Source organism: Gynurincola endophyticus, from assembly GCF_003991195.1.
In the GTDB taxonomy this organism is placed as follows: Bacteria; Bacteroidota; Bacteroidia; order Chitinophagales; family Chitinophagaceae; genus Gynurincola; species Gynurincola endophyticus.
In genome coordinates this window covers 727,530-744,266 of the sequence record NZ_RCWL01000001.1, presented here as the reverse complement: position 1 = coordinate 744,266, position 16,737 = coordinate 727,530, and the positions used below count along the sequence as shown (strand labels likewise).

Below are 16,737 nucleotides of genomic sequence, written 5' to 3'. Positions count from 1 at the left end.
ACTCACAACTTTACCCTTTTTAATCAATTTCATTCTTGTTTCCGCCCATATATTACTATCAGCTTTCATTCCGGGTAATCATAATTCCCCTTCGTTATCAATAATAATACTTTGATAAATATCAAAATAAAAAACATGAAACCTGAATCAAAAACATTTATATATATACTTTTTTATACATTCCATTATGTAGAACAATATTTCAATTTGTTTTTATGTTAATGTTTCTTTGACTATCTTACCTTACCCTATATTTAATACTAAACCAATACTTTAAAGTACCAATGAAGCCTTTTTTTATAGCAATGTCCATATTGCTCTCGCAAACACTTTTTGCGCAGGAAAACATTGAACGTATTGAAAAAATTGCCAAAGAAGTTTCAGACATTCAATACACTGCCAATAACTTAAGTTATCAGTCAGAGAACACTAGTTACACCATTAGTTTTGCCAAAAGCAGTTTTATTGTTTATCTGAATAACCTGACAGCCAGCCAAAGCTACTATTCTCAGGCCGCTTCAAAAGATACACTTTTTTTAATTGAAGATATTCCACTGCACAGAGTCAGCTCTATCGGCCTGAACGTAATAGGTAACCTGGAAGTTTATATCTTAAACTTTCCCTCTAACCTTATTACAGTTAATCAGTTTTACAATGGCAAACCGGCAGGAAGTAATAAACAGGATTTTGTTTACCTCTTCAGTCATGTAAATAAATTTGAGGATCAATTTGTAAAACTGGGATTACTGATTAACCTTGCCAAAGAAGAAAAGAATGTATTGGCAAAAGGAAAGGCCAACAAAATTTATTCAGAAGTACACAATTATCTGAATACTGCAAAAACCATCGAGCAACGGTTAGAAACAGCCAAAAAAATGATAGCCGCTGATGTAGGTATTTATCAGAATCTTTTTAAGGATGTTGCATCTTCTTTCGAACAACAGTTAGCCCATTATAGCAAAACCGCTTCTGAATACAGAATTTTAAAAAGCAGAATTGATACTGAATTAAAAACCGCTGCCACCTCTTATACAAAGTATAACTCCTATCTGATTATCGATACGATGACTACTGCGTTTCTGAAAAAATATTCACGTGACGATTTCAGAAACAATGAATATGGTACAATTACAAATATTAATATTGACGCCAGTTACCGTTACAAATGGAACAAAGAATTCGCTCAGAAATATGATCAGGTAAAGGCATACGATCAGTTGAAAGTAATGCTGGCTGAACGTGAGGCACATCGTCAACGCATGATCGCGAAAACCTATAGTGGCGGCGCACTTATCCGCACATTCATGCTTACTTTCGGAGGAATCTCTACGATGATGGGTACTTATGGTATGTTAGACAAGGAAGAGTCGGCCTTCAGTAAACCTACCTCTAAAGTTATGTTAACTGCAGGAGCTTCTACGGTAGTTACTTCACTGTTGTGGAGTGGTATCGTAAAAGGAAGAATCAGCAATGCCAATAAAAAATACCAACGTACGCAGGCAGAAATTAAAAAGCGTGAAAGAGAACTGGAAACTTTACTGGATAAAAGATCGGAAAAGAAAAATGGTACTCCTGTAATTCATGAAAACAAATAAACTATGAAATTCTTACAATATATTACTTGTTTACTCATCACTTTTTGTTCAATACAATGGGCGCAGGCACAGGCACACCGCCTCACTCCACCTACCAATTGTAAATTCGCTAAAGAACAATCAACAGGAAACTATCCTTGTCCTGCCTGTTCCGAAAAAGACAATGACGAAAAAGCATTTAAGCAGGATTTAGCTGATAAACGGGAGTATGAGCGATTAAAGATCGGCGCTTTGGCTATAGACCGTTCCAATGGATTTTACTATGGGTTTGCTTATGACTTTTCTACCAGAGAAGAAGCAGAAGCAAAAGCAGTAAGAGAATGCGAAAAGAAAGGCGGTAATTGCTCTGTTGTATTAGTATTTTCCGGAGAAGCCTGTGCAGCTTACAGAACCATTGACGGCAGCGTAGGAACTGCTTACGGCTGGGGTGTTGCTTCTACCAGAGAAGAAGCAGATCAGATCGCTTACCGCGAATGCGCCAGAAGAAGTAACGGAGCCGTACCCGGTAATTATGTATGGACCTGTAACTCCAAATCACCACAAGCCGCCCGTACCTTATACGAAGCCGGTGACGCCTTACCGGTTGTAAGCAAAAAAAATAAAATGAGTAGTATCAAAAGCGCTACTTTAACTGCCGATGGAATGTATTATACCGTTGTTGGAAACAACCGGGTAATTCAGATATTTGAAATTCCTTCATTAAATCTGGTTTTCGATGAAGATATTCATACACTTGATCAGAGCAATGCGCAATACAAATATGTATACGCAGCCGCTTTATCACCCGACTACCAATATCTTTATACCATTGAAGGAGGAAAAATAGTTAAGCGTAACTTTAAAACCAAACAAATAGTAGGTTCGTTGAACCTTCAGTTTTCAGAACCGAAAATAGATATCAGCAGTAATGGTAAACTGATTGCCGTTTCGAATGGCTCAGAAAGAACACCCAACTATATCATTGATGCCGACAGAATGGAATTGCACAAGAGCATCAATAATACCAGTTATAACGGAATGGGCAACGTTACGATATCTCCCAACAACCAGTACGTTGCATTCGGGGCGAGAATGGGATACTTACAGATCAATTCATTACAAACCGGAGCACTCATACAGAAAGTAAAGATCGGCGGAAATGTACAGGGGGGTAAATTCTCCAGCGACGGTTCTAAAATAACACTGTCTATCTTTGATGAGGATGACAGAGACAATTATATAGCAGATCATACAAGAGTAATAGACGTAAAAACCGGTAGTGTACTGAAGAAATATGGTAAACTGGCCAGTTTTGGATACAACTCTGCATTTATTGAAAATGATACCAAAGTACTGGAAGTTGATTATTCAGATACATTCAAAGTGTTAGACTATCAGACAGGTAATATATTACAGACAATGAAGGTTGGTAACTTCTGGTTTTTACACGTACCGAAATCAGGTAAGTCATTCGTTAGTGCTGGTGCAGGAGGTATCGAAGTATACGTTAAAGATGCATCGGGCAGATACGTTCAGAAAAGATATGTGAAGACTGATTAATTCAAAAAATAAGTATTACTATAAAAAAGCACCGTTGAACGGTGCTTTTTGTTTTATCAATGATTTCTTTAATCTTCATGATCATGAATACAAGGGTCATCATAACGGCCAATGATCTCTAATATTACAGTACCGGCACAATTGCCCGGATCATGTCCTACAAAATTGTAATAATCACCACATGAGAACCGTTGAACAATGTATAAATTTGCCACGCAACGAACATTTTCCTCTTTCGGAAGAGGCTTAAAAGATGTAAATAAAACTACACCAACAAACAATACCGCTAATATTTTCTTCATAAAATTCTTTTTAAATATTAAAAAATACTGTTTAAATAAAGACTAGTTGAGTCCGTCAGGGGGTGCACTATGATCATGTGTGCAAGGTTGTTCAGAACGATCAATAACAATATTAAGAATAACAGGGTGATTACAATCACCTGTTGTATTCACTGCCCCCACATAAACATCTCCGCAGTAATAACGAATAACGTCATAAATAGTTACCGGACAACTAGCTGCTGTTTCAGCAGGTTCGCTTAATTTTTTCTCTGGTACAAAAGAAGTGAAGGCGATAAAACTTACAGTTAGAACACATAAGAATTTCTTCATAAGTAAAATTTTAAAGTGTTAGAATGTAGAGGTACCATAACAATATAATCAAAAGATTCACAAAAAAATATATTGCACAGATTGAATCTTACATTTTAATACACTTCCATTTTACTTATCAAAAACATGAGTTATAAATCAAATATCTAAACAAATAGCTGTAACTACCTTATGAAACATATAATAAATTTATCTGCATCTTACCCAACAAAATTATTTTTCACATAAATATACAGGTTACTGATAGTCTATCACAATCGATCGAATATATCTTCATAGTGGTCATTATTCCACCTGTCCAGCTTTTTTAAAATACGGGCAACTTTTCTTCTTTTAAAAAAATTTACATCATCTGAATAAAGCGATCGGTTTTTCATTTGCACGAAAGTGAGGTCAGGTTCGGTGAATTTACCATTATGGTAACAACTGTTGCAAAACGATTTACTGAGTTTTCCGTTTTTTTCTTTTCCATATCTGATCATTGAAGAAAATCTTTTACCACAACTCTGACACCTGACAACATCAACACTCAAACTGGTTTGCTGATGCAAAAGAATTTTATCACGCAATAATTGCTGTTTTTGAATACCATAATAGCCAAGAAAAAAAATACCAAAACCGCAAAGACATATCAGCAAACATGTCAGAATATAAGCCATCGGTTTGTTTCTGATATAATTCAGATATTGGTGTTTTGCCATACTATTCTTTTGAATGATTGATAATGCTTTTACTTTATGCCGGTATTGCAGGTAAATCAATTCAAGACTATCTTTTATTTTACTACTGATAGTTAACAGGTTAACTTTTTGAATAAAAGCCGTATCGTCAATGCTTATCCCTTGTTTAATACCCTGTCGTTCATAAAGGTTCATTAATAAATGATCAGACTCGATTCTATTAATTTTCTTTTCAATCCTCACAGAGTCAAGCCGGCCATGTAAGTCATATACGGTTGTTTTTACCTCGTCGTGTTCTTTAAAAGTTTTAGTATAATCATAAATAGCATATCCTACTAAAAAAAGACCGATAGCAATGAGTATGCTGTGTAAATTTTCAGAAACTTGTGGTAACATTTTAATTTCATTAAGGCAATCAAAAATATTAGCCGCATAAAATTGGAGAGATCAGAAAGGGGGAATAAATCAGAGAAGTGCAATATAAAGCAAAAGCCTTTAATCAGTGATTAAAAGGCTTTGTGTGCTACAAGGTACCACTTTCTAACCTGTTTTTGTAGGATTAATCTATATTTATTCATGTTCTTTAGTACAATTTAATTTATGAAACTGATATTTGTAGTTGTACTGTATTGGTTGGCTTTTATTATAAACTAATTCTGAACGAGGGTAAAAATTACCCTTGTTCGCCGAACGAGGGCGAAATTTCTGTATATTTACCCTGGTCTTCTCATGGAAGGCAATTCTTGCCCACGCTTTAAAATTTAAAAAATGTCATACAATCCAACCATTCCATATAATGATCTGCCGTTATTACCACCAAAGAAAGACATAGAAGATATTACTATTCTTAAAAAGACTATTAGTGCCAGCCGTGCTTTATCAGAGCTTAAAGGAGCAATAACCAACCTGCCTAATCCTACACTATTTATTGATACTATTAATTTACAAGAAGCTCAGGCAAGTTCTGCCATTGAGAATATTATTACGACTCAGGATGAATTGTTCAGAGCTTCGATGAATGAACAAGGCAATAATTCTTCTGCCACTAAGGAAGTGATGCATTATAAAGATGCACTTTGGCATGGGATCAGACAGGTTCAAAAAAAACCTGATCTGACAACTAATCTCTTTATTTCGATAATGCAGATTATAAAGAAGAATAATTCTGGCATTCGCAATGTACCTGGAACACAGTTGAAAAATCCATCAACAGAGAAAGTCATTTACACGCCACCTGAAGGAGAATCTGTGATTAAAGAAAAATTGAAAAACCTTGAAGATTTCATCCATGCTGAAGATGGAATAGATCCACTGGTAAAAATGGCCGTTATTCATTATCAGTTTGAAGCTATACACCCATTTTTTGATGGTAATGGCCGTACAGGAAGAATTATCATATTGCTATACCTGCAATTGACAGGTTTATTGGATTTGCCGGCGTTGTATTTAAGTGATTATATTATTCGGCATAAGCATGAATATTATGTAGCCTTAAGAAGAGTAACAGAAGAGGAAGACTGGAGCAGCTGGATTTTATATATGCTCGATATGGTTGAGCAAACATCATTAAAAGGTCGTCATCAGATTATTGAAGTTGAAAAATTGATGGAGCAAATGAGTGCTGAAATTCAGCAAAAGTTGCCGAGATTATATTCCAAAGATCTTGTCGAAGTACTTTTCAAATTACCATATACTAAACGATCACAATTAGAATTAGCAGGACTAGGAAATCTAAAAACTGTTGGTGGTTATCTAAAGGCATTGGAAAATGAAGGTTTCTTGAAAAGTGAGCAAGTTGGAAAAGAAAAGCTGTATTTAAATTATAAATTATTGAACATCCTTAAACGTGCCGGTGGTAACTAAAAAAATAATATTTTTCAAAAGGTGTTTCAAAAGATAATTTAATTCATTTTCGAGAATTTTTGATGGATTTTCAATCAAAAGTATCAAAATCAAAGTCTCAATCTGAACTAAAAGAGTTAGTAGCCTCCTTTAACGATAACATTGAAGTTAGAATAAAAGATTTAACTGCAGTATTGAAAGATTCGATCCTAGAATCTTTTTTCACGTCATTAAAATCAAGATTAGTTTAAAATCTCCTGCATCCTGGCTAGCCGAAGCTGTTGCCGCCAACGAAAAGTTTGAAGCTTTTAATGTATCAGCATCTATCCAAGCTTTAGGGCTTGCAACAGTTGGGGCTATTGAGCTAACTACTAATTATGTACAATTACGAAATAAACAGAATTAGAACCTCAGAGAATCTCCCTTTGCATACTTATAGCAAAGAAATCTAAATTAGTTAGATAAAGGCCTTTATAAATCAACTACAGGTAAGTTATTAAATTTGATTATAATCAGAGAAAATGGGAATAATCAAGCCTAATAATACTTAATTATTCCCATTTAAACTTGCGGTGAGGGAGGGATTCGAACCCTCGGTACAGTTTAACCCGTACGACGGTTTAGCAAACCGTTCCTTTCGGCCACTCAGGCACCTCACCTGTTGTCGAATGGAGGGCAAAAATAATACGGTTTATTATATTTACCAATTTTTAGAGTCAGATTTTTCTAAAATTTTTATTCTCTAATTACAAGTAGTTCAGTTATTTAGCACAAAACCCGTCAAAGTGAGGTACAGCTTGTATTTGAACGGTTTCTTTTTATGAAAGAGGGGCAGACGAACAACCGCAAAACGGCTATAGCCTGATAGCAATTTGATCAATAAAAAAAAGAGGTTGTTAAACAACCTCTTTTAATATTTTTACAGCCGGCAGCTTTTACATAGCAGCCAGTTGAACTTTTTGTTGTAGTTCCATCACACTTTCTCTGAAAGTGCTATCGGTATCCATTAAATCCTTTACGGTTTGACAGGAGTGGATCACGGTAGTGTGATCGCGGCCTCCGAAATGCTCACCGATGGTTTTCAATGAATTTTTGGTAAATGCTTTTGCCAGGTACATAGTGATCTGACGGGCCTGTACGATTTCACGTTTACGCGTTTTCTGTAACAATTTATCGTAAGGTACATCAAAGAACTCACAGACCATTTTCTGAATGGTTTCAATAGTGATTTCTTTGCTGGATGTTTTTACAAAATTTCTCAGCACACGTTTTGCGAGTTCCAGGTCTATTTCACGTTTGTTTAATGAAGATTGTGCCAATAAAGAAATCAGGGCACCTTCCAGTTCACGTACATTACTGCTGATATTATAAGCAAGGTATTTTACGACTTCTTTGGGCATTTCCAGGCCGTCGTTTTTCATTTTGCGTTCTAATATCTCAATTCTTGTTTCATAGTCAGGAACCTGCAGATCTGCACTTAACCCCCAACGGAAACGGCTCAACAATCTTTCCTGAACACCTTCGAGGTCTTTCGGAGATTTATCAGAAGTTAAGATCAGCTGCTTACCGCTTTGGTGCAGGTGGTTAAAAATAGCGAAGAAAGCATCCTGTGATTTTTCTGCACGATTAAAAAACTGCACATCATCGATAATTAATACATCCACTAACTGATAGAAGTGAATGAAATCGTTGATTGCATTGTTTCTGCTATGATCCTGAAACTGATTAATAAATTTTTCTGAACTTACATATAATACAACCTTATTCGGTTGCACACGTTTAGTTTCGTTACCAATGGCTTGTGCCAGGTGGGTTTTACCAAGACCAACACTTCCATAAATCACAAGTGGATTAAACGAACTGGCTCCGGGTTTCTCCGCAACCGTTTTACCGGCTCTTCTGGCTACGCGATTAGAATCTCCTTCCACAAAACTATCGAATGTGTAGATGGGGTTTAATTGCGAATCAATATGCATTTTCTTTAATCCCGGAATAACAAAAGGATTCTTTACAGGATTATGAATAACTAATGGAAAATCCATTTCGTTATTAGCATATGTTTTATAACCATGTGCAGGAACATCCATAGTGAGCGGTTTATTATTGTGATTACCACTATCCACCATGATTCTGTATTCCAATCTGGCCTCTTTACCTAAAATTCTGCGTAACGTTTTTGCTAACAAATTAATGTAATGCTCTTCTAAGTACTCATAAAAGAATTGAGACGGCACTTGAATTACCAACACATTTGTATTTAGCTCCACAGGCTTAATAGGTTCAAACCAGGTCTTGAAATGTTGCCACTCAACAATATCCTTGATTATACCTAAACATTTTGACCAAACATTTTCTGCAGAGTTTGCCATTATTCAACTAACAATTTTTGTTGAGTTAAGAGAATCATTTCTTTCCGCAAGCCTGTATCTTATAGATGGAATATTTTATACACCATTTATTCATACAGGGGGGCGAATATCAAATTTTTTTGTTGAAAAAAAAATTTTTTATTCCCTGCTTTTTTTACCAATAAGCATAGTATTGAAACAGAAAAAATTTATTGATTCTTTTTTCAAATTTCACCAAACGCCTTACTGTGCTTAGTTCAATTGATTTTGTGTGCAATAAATATTTAAAACTTAATAGATGCTTAACTACATCATTATCACAAAAGTTATTAACATTATTCACAACAAATGAAAAATCATTTTGTTTTTCTAAACGGGCAATTCTTGCATAACAATTCTGCAACAAAAAAAATATTTTGTTGGTAGGCTATAAACAGCTTTCGAAATGTAATATTGAATTCTTTAGGGAGAAGAAAGTCGTTGTACTACGCTATGGATCTACGCTTGCTTTCTTCAGGGTTATTTGTACAGTTTCTGTGTTGTACAGAATCTGAAGATACAAAAATTTATATTTAACCTCCAAGGTTAAGAACCTTTTTTTTTTATTTTTCCTAACTCACTTAATTTATCGATTTTACGCTTGAGTGTTTATTTGTCATGACAAATTATTAAGTAATTATTCAACAAATTGATTCAAGCCAATATGACCGATTTCTTTTCAAAAACATTATAGTATTTTTACACTTTCTAACTATTGGGATTTTTAGGACAACTACCTAACATCATGCAAAAAGACATTCTACTCAAGCTTACACCGGCAGAAGCTGCCGACAACAAAGCTGTTCATAAAGCAATAGCAGGCACTATCGGTAAGCCTGTAAAAAATATTAATGGTTTTTATATTACCAAACGTTCAATCGATGCCCGCTCAAAGCAGCCATGGGTGCAGCTTAGTATCCGTGCCTTCATAGATGAACCGGTTATAGAAAGACCCGTTTCTGCCATACAACTTAAAGACGTTCACCAATCACCACATAGTGTTATCATCATCGGGGCAGGGCCCGCAGGTTTGTATGCAGCGCTCAAACTGATTGAAAACGGCGTTCAGCCAATTATACTTGAACGGGGTAAAGATGTAAGAGCCAGAAGAAGAGACCTTGCCGCACTCAATAAACAGGGTATCGTTAACCCCGAAAGCAACTACTGTTTCGGAGAAGGTGGAGCGGGAACCTATTCTGACGGTAAATTATATACCAGAAGTAATAAAAGAGGGGACATTAATCGCATCCTTAATATATTAGTACAGTTTGGAGCTGAGGATAAAATTCTCTACGAATCACATCCACACGTAGGAACTAATAAACTGCCACATATCATGACGGCTATGCGTGAAGCCATTACAGGCGCAGGAGGCCGCTTTTTATTCGAAAAGAAAGTAATTGACTTCATTATTAATAATAACATACTAAAAGGGGTGGTTACAGCCGATAACGATACTTTCAGAGCGGATGCGGTCATTTTGGCAACAGGACATTCTGCCAGAGATATTTTCGAATTACTTCAAAACAAAAATATACTCATAGAAGCAAAACCTTTTGCGCTGGGTGTAAGAATAGAACATCCGCAAATTTTAATTGATCAGATTCAGTACCACTGTCCTGTAAGAAACGAATTTCTACCTCCTGCCTCCTATAGCCTCGTGCAACAGGTACAGGAAAAAGGAGTATTCTCTTTCTGTATGTGCCCCGGTGGAATTATAGCACCTGCCGCTACCTCACCCGGTGAACTGGTCGTAAACGGATGGTCACCTTCAAAACGCAATAACCCGCACGCAAATTCAGGCATGGTAGTAACCGTTGAACCCGACAACTATCAATCACTGATTCCTAAACATCAGGCATTAGCAGCAATGGAGTTTCAACGCAATGTTGAACAAAAAGCTTATCAGGCAGGCGGTGGCCAGTTTGTAGCACCCGCACAAAGAATGGTTGATTTTGTCAATAATAAAGTTTCTTCTTCCCTACCCGATTGCTCGTATGTACCCGGATTAAACAGCGTAGACCTTCAACAGGTACTTCCCTCTTTTGTCAGCAAAGCTTTAAAAGGAGCATTTATTGAATTCGGTAAAAAAATGAAAGGTTATTATACCAATGAAGCGGTATTGGTAGCTACAGAATCCAGAACCTCTTCACCGGTTCGTATTCCTCGCGACCCTGTTTCATTAGAACACCCGCAAATACAACAACTCTACCCATGTGGTGAAGGTGCCGGTTATGCCGGAGGAATTGTTAGCGCTGCAATGGACGGAGAAAGAGTAGCACAAACCATCTTAGAGAAATTAAGAATGTAGAATGAAGAGTTAAAAATACAGGATGCAAAGTGGTATGCAATTATATTAAAACACCCATTTCCTTCGGGTGAACCCGTTTTGATCAACAGCGTTTTTTACTCTTTTTATAACCAAGAGTAAAATATAGTATTTTATTACACCATTCTCAATAAAAAACCAGAAAATTGTAAACGATTTTCCGGTAAAAACTATTCAAAAATGAAACAGTTTCAACCAACGACCTTCTGATTCAGCCGGCATATCAACCGTTTTATACGTAATCACCTGAAGAATTAAATCAGTGATAATTCTGTCTGCTATTAAAAATAAGCATCAAAGTCCGGTTTCACTCTTAACTCTTCATTCTTCATTAAACACGCCTCCCTTTTACCACCCAAAAACCGCCATTATTCAACAAATTAGTGTTATTGATCGGCTAATACTAAAATTTTCTATCCTTTTCTTGTAACTTTCTTGGCATTTGCGACACTAATAATGTAACAATAACCAAACTATAACTATGCTGAAAGTACAAAACTTAAAAAAATATTACTCTACCCAGAAAGCTGTAGATGATATCAGCTTTGAGATTCAACCGGGCAGTATATTTGGTTTACTTGGCCCCAACGGTGCCGGTAAAACTACGCTTATCAGAATGATTACCGGTATTATATTTCCTGATGAAGGACAAATATCACTCAACGGGCAACCTTTTAATGCCATTGGTGATGTTTTACAAATCGGGTATATGCCTGAAGAAAGAGGGCTTTACAAAAAAATGAAAATCGGCGAACAGGCAATGTATCTGGCACAATTAAAAGGTTTAGATAAAGCCGTTGCCTACAAAAATGTAAAAACCTGGTTCGAACGCCTTGAAATGGAATCGTGGTGGAATAAAAAAGTAGAAGACCTTTCTAAAGGGATGGGACAAAAACTTCAGTTTGTTACCACAGTTTTGCACGAGCCTAAACTCATCATTCTCGACGAACCTTTTAGTGGATTAGACCCGGTAAATGCCAATCTCATTAAAGATGAAATATACCGTTTGTCAAAAGAGGGTGCTACCATCATCTTCAGTACGCACCGCATGGAGCAGGTTGAAGAAATCTGCGATCAGATCATATTAGTAAATAAGGGAAAAAAGATATTAGACGGTACTGTGTCGAATGTAAAACAACAGTTCAAGCAACACCGCTTCAATATCGCTACAGATGGAGAACTGAACCTGAACAGTTCACACCTGTATGAAATCGTTCAACAAAAACAAGACAGTGCCCTGATTCAGTTAAAAGAAGGAGCTCAGCCAAATGATGTATTACAATCAGTAATGCAGTCTGGAAACAGAATCATTCATTTTAGTGAAGTATTACCAAGCTTAAATGAAATCTTTATTTCATTGGTAGAAGCCACTCCGAGTGCACGTCAATTTCAAACAGTAAACGACTAATTCCCTTTTTATGAATAAAACTTTAATAGTAGCCAAAAGAGAATTTTTAAGCAGGGTTCAGAAAAAAACCTTCTTATTAACCACTATACTTTTACCTCTTCTTATTATAGGCTTATACGCTGCAGGTATCTATTTCAGTGTAAGCGGTAACGACTCTTTCAAGGTGATCATTGCCGATCCGGGTAAATTCATCGATGACACCACAAATATCAATGATGCTACTTTTACTTATAGCAATCAACCCGAAAATGAAGTAAATCAACAATTGACTGATAAAAAAATTGACGGTTATATTTTCATTCCTGAGAACTATGATCCGTTAAGTAAACAGGCAATTACCGTAAAGTCAAGAAAAGCAGTTTCTTTTTCTACACAAGAAAGTATTCAGCGTAAATTTAATCAGCTTACAGAACAGAAGAAGTTAGCACAATTAAATATTGATACTACTTTATACAATCAGATTAAATCAAAAACTAAATTTGATTGGGTTACAGTATCCGACGATCCAAAACAATCGGGTAAAATTAACTCAGGCCTGAGTTATGGCTTAGGGTACGGAATGGGGCTATTCATCTATTTCATTCTCTTTATCTACGGATCAATGGTAATGAGAGGTGTAATGGAAGAAAAAGTGAGCAGAATTGCTGAAGTAATCGTTAGCTCAGTACGTCCGTTCCAGCTGTTGATGGGCAAAATTATCGGTATCGGAGCCGTAGGTGTTGTACAGTTTCTGATTTGGGCGATTTTGATTATTACTTTATCTACTGTATTCAACATGACGATCGGAGCAGATCAGGTAGAGCAATTAAGTTCGGTAAGCGCTGAAGTAAAAGAAACAGCTATTACCAGTTTTATGAAATCATTTGAATCGGTAAACGTTCCATTACTGGCAGTTTGTTTCTTATTTTACTTCCTGGGAGGATATCTGCTTTATTCATCGTTATTCGCAGCAGTAGGCTGTGCAGTTAACGAAGATCCACAAGATGCTCAATCTTTAATGATGCCGATTACACTTCCAATTATATTCGGTATTATTATTCTGAATAAAGCCGTATCCGATCCTTACAGCACTATTTCGGTTTTCGGTAGTTTATTCCCTTTAACTTCACCAATTGTAATGATGGGCCGCCTTGCACACGGCGTTCCGATGGGCGTAACTTATTGGGAACTTGGTTTAAGCTTACTCTTCCTTATTTTAGGCTTCCTGTTTACCACCTGGTTATCCGGACGAATTTACAGAGTAGGTATTCTGATGTATGGTAAAAAAATAACCTGGAAAGAACTCATCAAATGGGGCTTTCAAAAGAACATCTAAAAAGCAAACATTATAAAAAAACTCTCTCCCGATAAAGGAGAGAGTTTTTTATTTGCACATGCCGATGGCGTACAGGGTACTGCACTTTAAATTACAGGCAGTAAAAAAAAGCCCTCAACAAGGTTGAGGGGCTATCTGAATCTTATAAAAGGATGTATAAATTCGTCTTGTTTGGTGAGGTTGTAAATCAGTTGACCTGATTTAGCTTTTGCTTTCGCTTCTAATTTTTTGTATCCGTTTTTTTCTACTACAATTTGCACTTCTGCAACTTCCATGTTTGAAAGCACCACTTTGCCTTGTTCATCTGTTGTAACCCTTACTACCGAGTTATCATTCAGGTTTTTTATCAAAACCGTTACACCGGCCAGGGGTAACTTGGTTTTGGCATCTAAAATGATTGCTTCTGTAGGTTTATCTGCCCGATTTCCATCAGGCGTTCCGTTATTATCTGCGGCAAACAGATAAACAGGGGTGGCAACCAAGGCCAGGAATAAGGCGCGTAATTGGCTCATGGAAATTACGTTTACTTTACACAAATTTAATCATTCCTTGATGATAGGCAAGCCTTTTAGATTTAATTAACACCACTCCTCACATTTATTCCTATCATGACTCCCCTAAATTAATCTCAGTGTTATCACCAATGTTCAGACTTCGACTTTCGCCCCTTACCGCCGTATCACTTCCGATCAGAGATGAATCCAGCACTATATCATATAAGGTAGCAAATGAACTGATAATCGAGTTCTTTATAATTGAATACTTTATATTCGTTTTTTCTCCTATTGCCACATTAGGACCGATAATTGAATTCTTAATAACACAGCCTTTGGCAATACTCACGGGCGGAACGATGATGGTATTCTCAAAGTCATGGTCTTCAGATACTTTTCCGCCGAATTTCTTTAATAAAGTGGCATTAGAAGCCAGCAGGGTTTCTTTTCGTCCGCAATCAAACCAGTTCTGCACTTTAAAGGCGTGAAATTTAGCACCTTTCTGAATCATGCAGTCAATGGCATCGGTAATGCTGAATTCACCCCTTGATGTAACATTGTTGGTATAGTTGTTTCTCAAACAATCAAATAACCAATGAGTTTCTTTGATTTTGTAGATACCTACGAGTGCCATATTCGACTTAGGAATCTGCGGTTTTTCAACCACTTTGGCAATTGAATGGTCTTCATCCATTTCGGCCACTCCAAAGTTGCGGGGGTCATCAACCCGTTTCACGCAAAGAACAGAACCCGGAAATTCAAGTACTGCCTTTACATCATACTCACAGATCGTATCACCCAGAACGATATATACTTCATCATTTTGTACGATTTCCTCCGTTAGCTGAATGGCATGACCTACCCCATGACGCTCTTGCTGGTAAACAAAGTGAGCGGTAATGTCAGGATAAGTTTCTTTAACATAATCCTGGATTTTTTCTCCGAGATAGCCCACAATAAAAATGAACTCATTTACGCCGGCATCTCTTAACTGATCCACGATAATACTCAAAATCGTTCTGCCAGCCAGTGGAATGAGTGCTTTGGGTTGTGTGTAAGTGTGTGGTCGGAGTTTGGTACCTGCCCCGGCCACAGGAATTATTGCTTTCATCAAAAAAATCTGCTTGCTTTTGTGGAGTGAAAATACAAAATTCTCACCATACCGCCTCTTTCCGCGGGAAGTTGATGAAATATTAAGATTCCCGGGGATATTATTTCTGTTAATTCAACCGATTCAATTAATTTTGCGGCATGCAAAAGGACACTCAAATTTTCGACTTACTTCAGAGCGAACTAAAACGTCAACGCGACGGTATCGAGTTGATTGCCTCTGAAAATTTTACCTCCTTGCAGGTGATGCAAGCGATGGGCTCAGTAGCTACAAACAAATATGCAGAAGGCTATCCTGGTAAAAGATATTATGGCGGTTGTGAGGTGGTAGATGAAATTGAGACTTTAGCCATCAACCGTTTGAAAGAAATCTTCAACCTGAGCTGGGCAAACGTTCAGCCGCATAGTGGAGCACAGGCAAATACTGCCGTTTTTCTAGCGTGTCTGAAACCCGGTGATAAAATCCTGGGCTTAGATTTAAGCATGGGTGGTCACTTAACACACGGTAGCCCTGCTAACTTCAGTGGTAAAACTTATCAGGCTTTATTTTACGGTGTAAAAAAAGAAGACGGCCTGGTAGATTATGACCATTTAGAAGCTGTGGCCAGAGCAGAAAAACCTGCAATGATTATTTGTGGTGCATCTGCCTATAGCAGAGACTGGGATTATGCCAGAATCCGCAAAGTGGCCGATGAAATCGGTGCATTGGTTTTAGCAGATATTGCACACCCTGCCGGTTTAATTGCAAAAGGTTTATTAAATGATCCTTTCGATCATTGCCATATAGTAACTTCTACCACTCATAAAACTTTAAGAGGACCTCGTGGTGGTGTGATTATGATACGTCACGATTTCGAAAACCCGTGGGGTCTGAAAGATCCGAAAGGTAATGTACGAATGATGAGTGCATTACTGGACCTGGCAGTTTTCCCGGGTATGCAAGGTGGTCCTTTAGAGCATGTAATCGCTGCTAAAGCAGTTGCTTTCGGAGAAATTTTAAGCGACGAATATACTGCTTATGCAAAACAGGTTGTTGCAAATGCACAGGCAATGGCAAAATCTTTTGTTAGTAAAGGATATGACCTGATCAGTGGCGGTACCGATAACCACCTGATGCTTATTGACCTTCGTAATAAAAATATTACCGGTAAAAAAGCACAGGAAACATTAGACAAAGCACATATCACACTCAATAAAAACGCTGTTCCTTTCGACGATAAGAGTCCTTTCGTTACCAGCGGCATTCGTGTAGGTGTTGCAGCCATCACCAGCCGTTTAATGAAAGAAGAGCACATGGAAACAATCGTTACTTTAATAGACAAAGTATTGATGAATATTGATGATGAAAACGTTATTGCTTCAGTAAAAGAAGAAGTAAAAACTTTCATGAAACAGTTTCCTTTGTATCCTGAATTAGGTTAAAA

The 16,737-nt window shown here is 37.0% G+C and carries 13 protein-coding genes and 1 tRNA gene; 7 read left to right on the top strand and 7 right to left on the bottom strand.

The annotated features are described in order from the left end of the window. The first annotated feature begins 305 nt into the window (after positions 1-305). Both D9O48_RS03035 and D9O48_RS03030 read left to right on the top strand, forming a co-directional pair. Positions 306-1,595 carry a hypothetical protein gene (locus tag D9O48_RS03035; protein ID WP_148114539.1) on the top strand — a complete coding sequence of 430 codons (1,290 nt, stop codon included), beginning with the start codon at positions 306-308 and terminating at the stop codon, positions 1,593-1,595. A 3-nt stretch (positions 1,596-1,598) separates the two neighbouring features. Continuing rightward, a complete protein-coding gene (locus D9O48_RS03030; RefSeq protein WP_126970438.1) occupies positions 1,599-3,134 on the top strand; it encodes a DUF4189 domain-containing protein in 1,536 nt (511 codons plus the stop codon). A 68-nt stretch (positions 3,135-3,202) separates the two neighbouring features. Here D9O48_RS03030 and D9O48_RS03025 read toward each other — a convergent pair whose 3' ends face one another. The 3 genes from D9O48_RS03025 to D9O48_RS03015 form a co-directional block, all read right to left on the bottom strand. Next, positions 3,203-3,436: a hypothetical protein gene (locus D9O48_RS03025; protein WP_126970436.1), complete on the bottom strand. Its 234-nt coding sequence runs from the start codon at positions 3,434-3,436 to the stop codon at positions 3,203-3,205. A gap of 42 nt (positions 3,437-3,478) precedes the next feature. Further along, positions 3,479-3,748, bottom strand: a complete 270-nt coding sequence (locus D9O48_RS03020; RefSeq protein WP_126970434.1) for a hypothetical protein — start codon at positions 3,746-3,748, stop codon at positions 3,479-3,481. Positions 3,749-3,999: 251 nt separating this feature from the next. Then, complete coding sequence (locus tag D9O48_RS03015) at positions 4,000-4,824, bottom strand: zinc ribbon domain-containing protein (RefSeq protein ID WP_126970432.1); 825 nt, start codon at positions 4,822-4,824, stop codon at positions 4,000-4,002. A 372-nt stretch (positions 4,825-5,196) separates the two neighbouring features. Here D9O48_RS03015 and D9O48_RS03010 point away from each other — a divergent pair, with 372 nt between their 5' ends. Next, complete coding sequence (locus tag D9O48_RS03010; protein ID WP_126970430.1) at positions 5,197-6,291, top strand: Fic family protein; 1,095 nt, start codon at positions 5,197-5,199, stop codon at positions 6,289-6,291. A gap of 549 nt (positions 6,292-6,840) precedes the next feature. Here D9O48_RS03010 and D9O48_RS03005 read toward each other — a convergent pair. Continuing rightward, positions 6,841-6,929 (bottom strand) — tRNA-Ser (locus D9O48_RS03005). Positions 6,930-7,205: 276 nt separating this feature from the next. Then, a complete protein-coding gene (dnaA, locus tag D9O48_RS03000; protein WP_126970428.1) occupies positions 7,206-8,639 on the bottom strand; it encodes a chromosomal replication initiator protein DnaA in 1,434 nt (477 codons plus the stop codon). Between the two features lie 763 nt (positions 8,640-9,402). Here dnaA and D9O48_RS02995 point away from each other — a divergent pair. The 3 genes from D9O48_RS02995 (at position 9,403) to D9O48_RS02985 (ending at position 13,709) form a co-directional block, all read left to right on the top strand. After that, a complete protein-coding gene (locus D9O48_RS02995) occupies positions 9,403-10,968 on the top strand; it encodes an NAD(P)/FAD-dependent oxidoreductase (protein ID WP_126970426.1) in 1,566 nt (521 codons plus the stop codon). 499 nt (positions 10,969-11,467) lie between these two features. Then, positions 11,468-12,394, top strand: a complete 927-nt coding sequence (locus D9O48_RS02990; RefSeq protein ID WP_126970424.1) for an ABC transporter ATP-binding protein — start codon at positions 11,468-11,470, stop codon at positions 12,392-12,394. 10 nt (positions 12,395-12,404) lie between these two features. Then, positions 12,405-13,709: an ABC transporter permease gene (locus D9O48_RS02985; RefSeq protein WP_126970422.1), complete on the top strand. Its 1,305-nt coding sequence runs from the start codon at positions 12,405-12,407 to the stop codon at positions 13,707-13,709. A 131-nt stretch (positions 13,710-13,840) separates the two neighbouring features. Here D9O48_RS02985 and D9O48_RS02980 read toward each other — a convergent pair whose 3' ends face one another. Then, a complete protein-coding gene (locus D9O48_RS02980) occupies positions 13,841-14,221 on the bottom strand; it encodes a carboxypeptidase-like regulatory domain-containing protein (protein WP_126970420.1) in 381 nt (126 codons plus the stop codon). A gap of 94 nt (positions 14,222-14,315) precedes the next feature. Then, on the bottom strand, positions 14,316-15,314 hold the full coding sequence (locus D9O48_RS02975) for a sugar phosphate nucleotidyltransferase (RefSeq protein ID WP_126970855.1): 999 nt from the start codon (positions 15,312-15,314) through the stop codon (positions 14,316-14,318). A gap of 140 nt (positions 15,315-15,454) precedes the next feature. On the opposite strand from D9O48_RS02975, the gene D9O48_RS02970 reads away from it, so the two are divergent. Then, the gene (locus D9O48_RS02970) at positions 15,455-16,735 is read left to right on the top strand and encodes a serine hydroxymethyltransferase (protein ID WP_126970418.1); all 1,281 of its coding nucleotides are present in this window, start codon (positions 15,455-15,457) and stop codon (positions 16,733-16,735) included. The last annotated feature ends 2 nt before the right edge of the window (positions 16,736-16,737 follow it).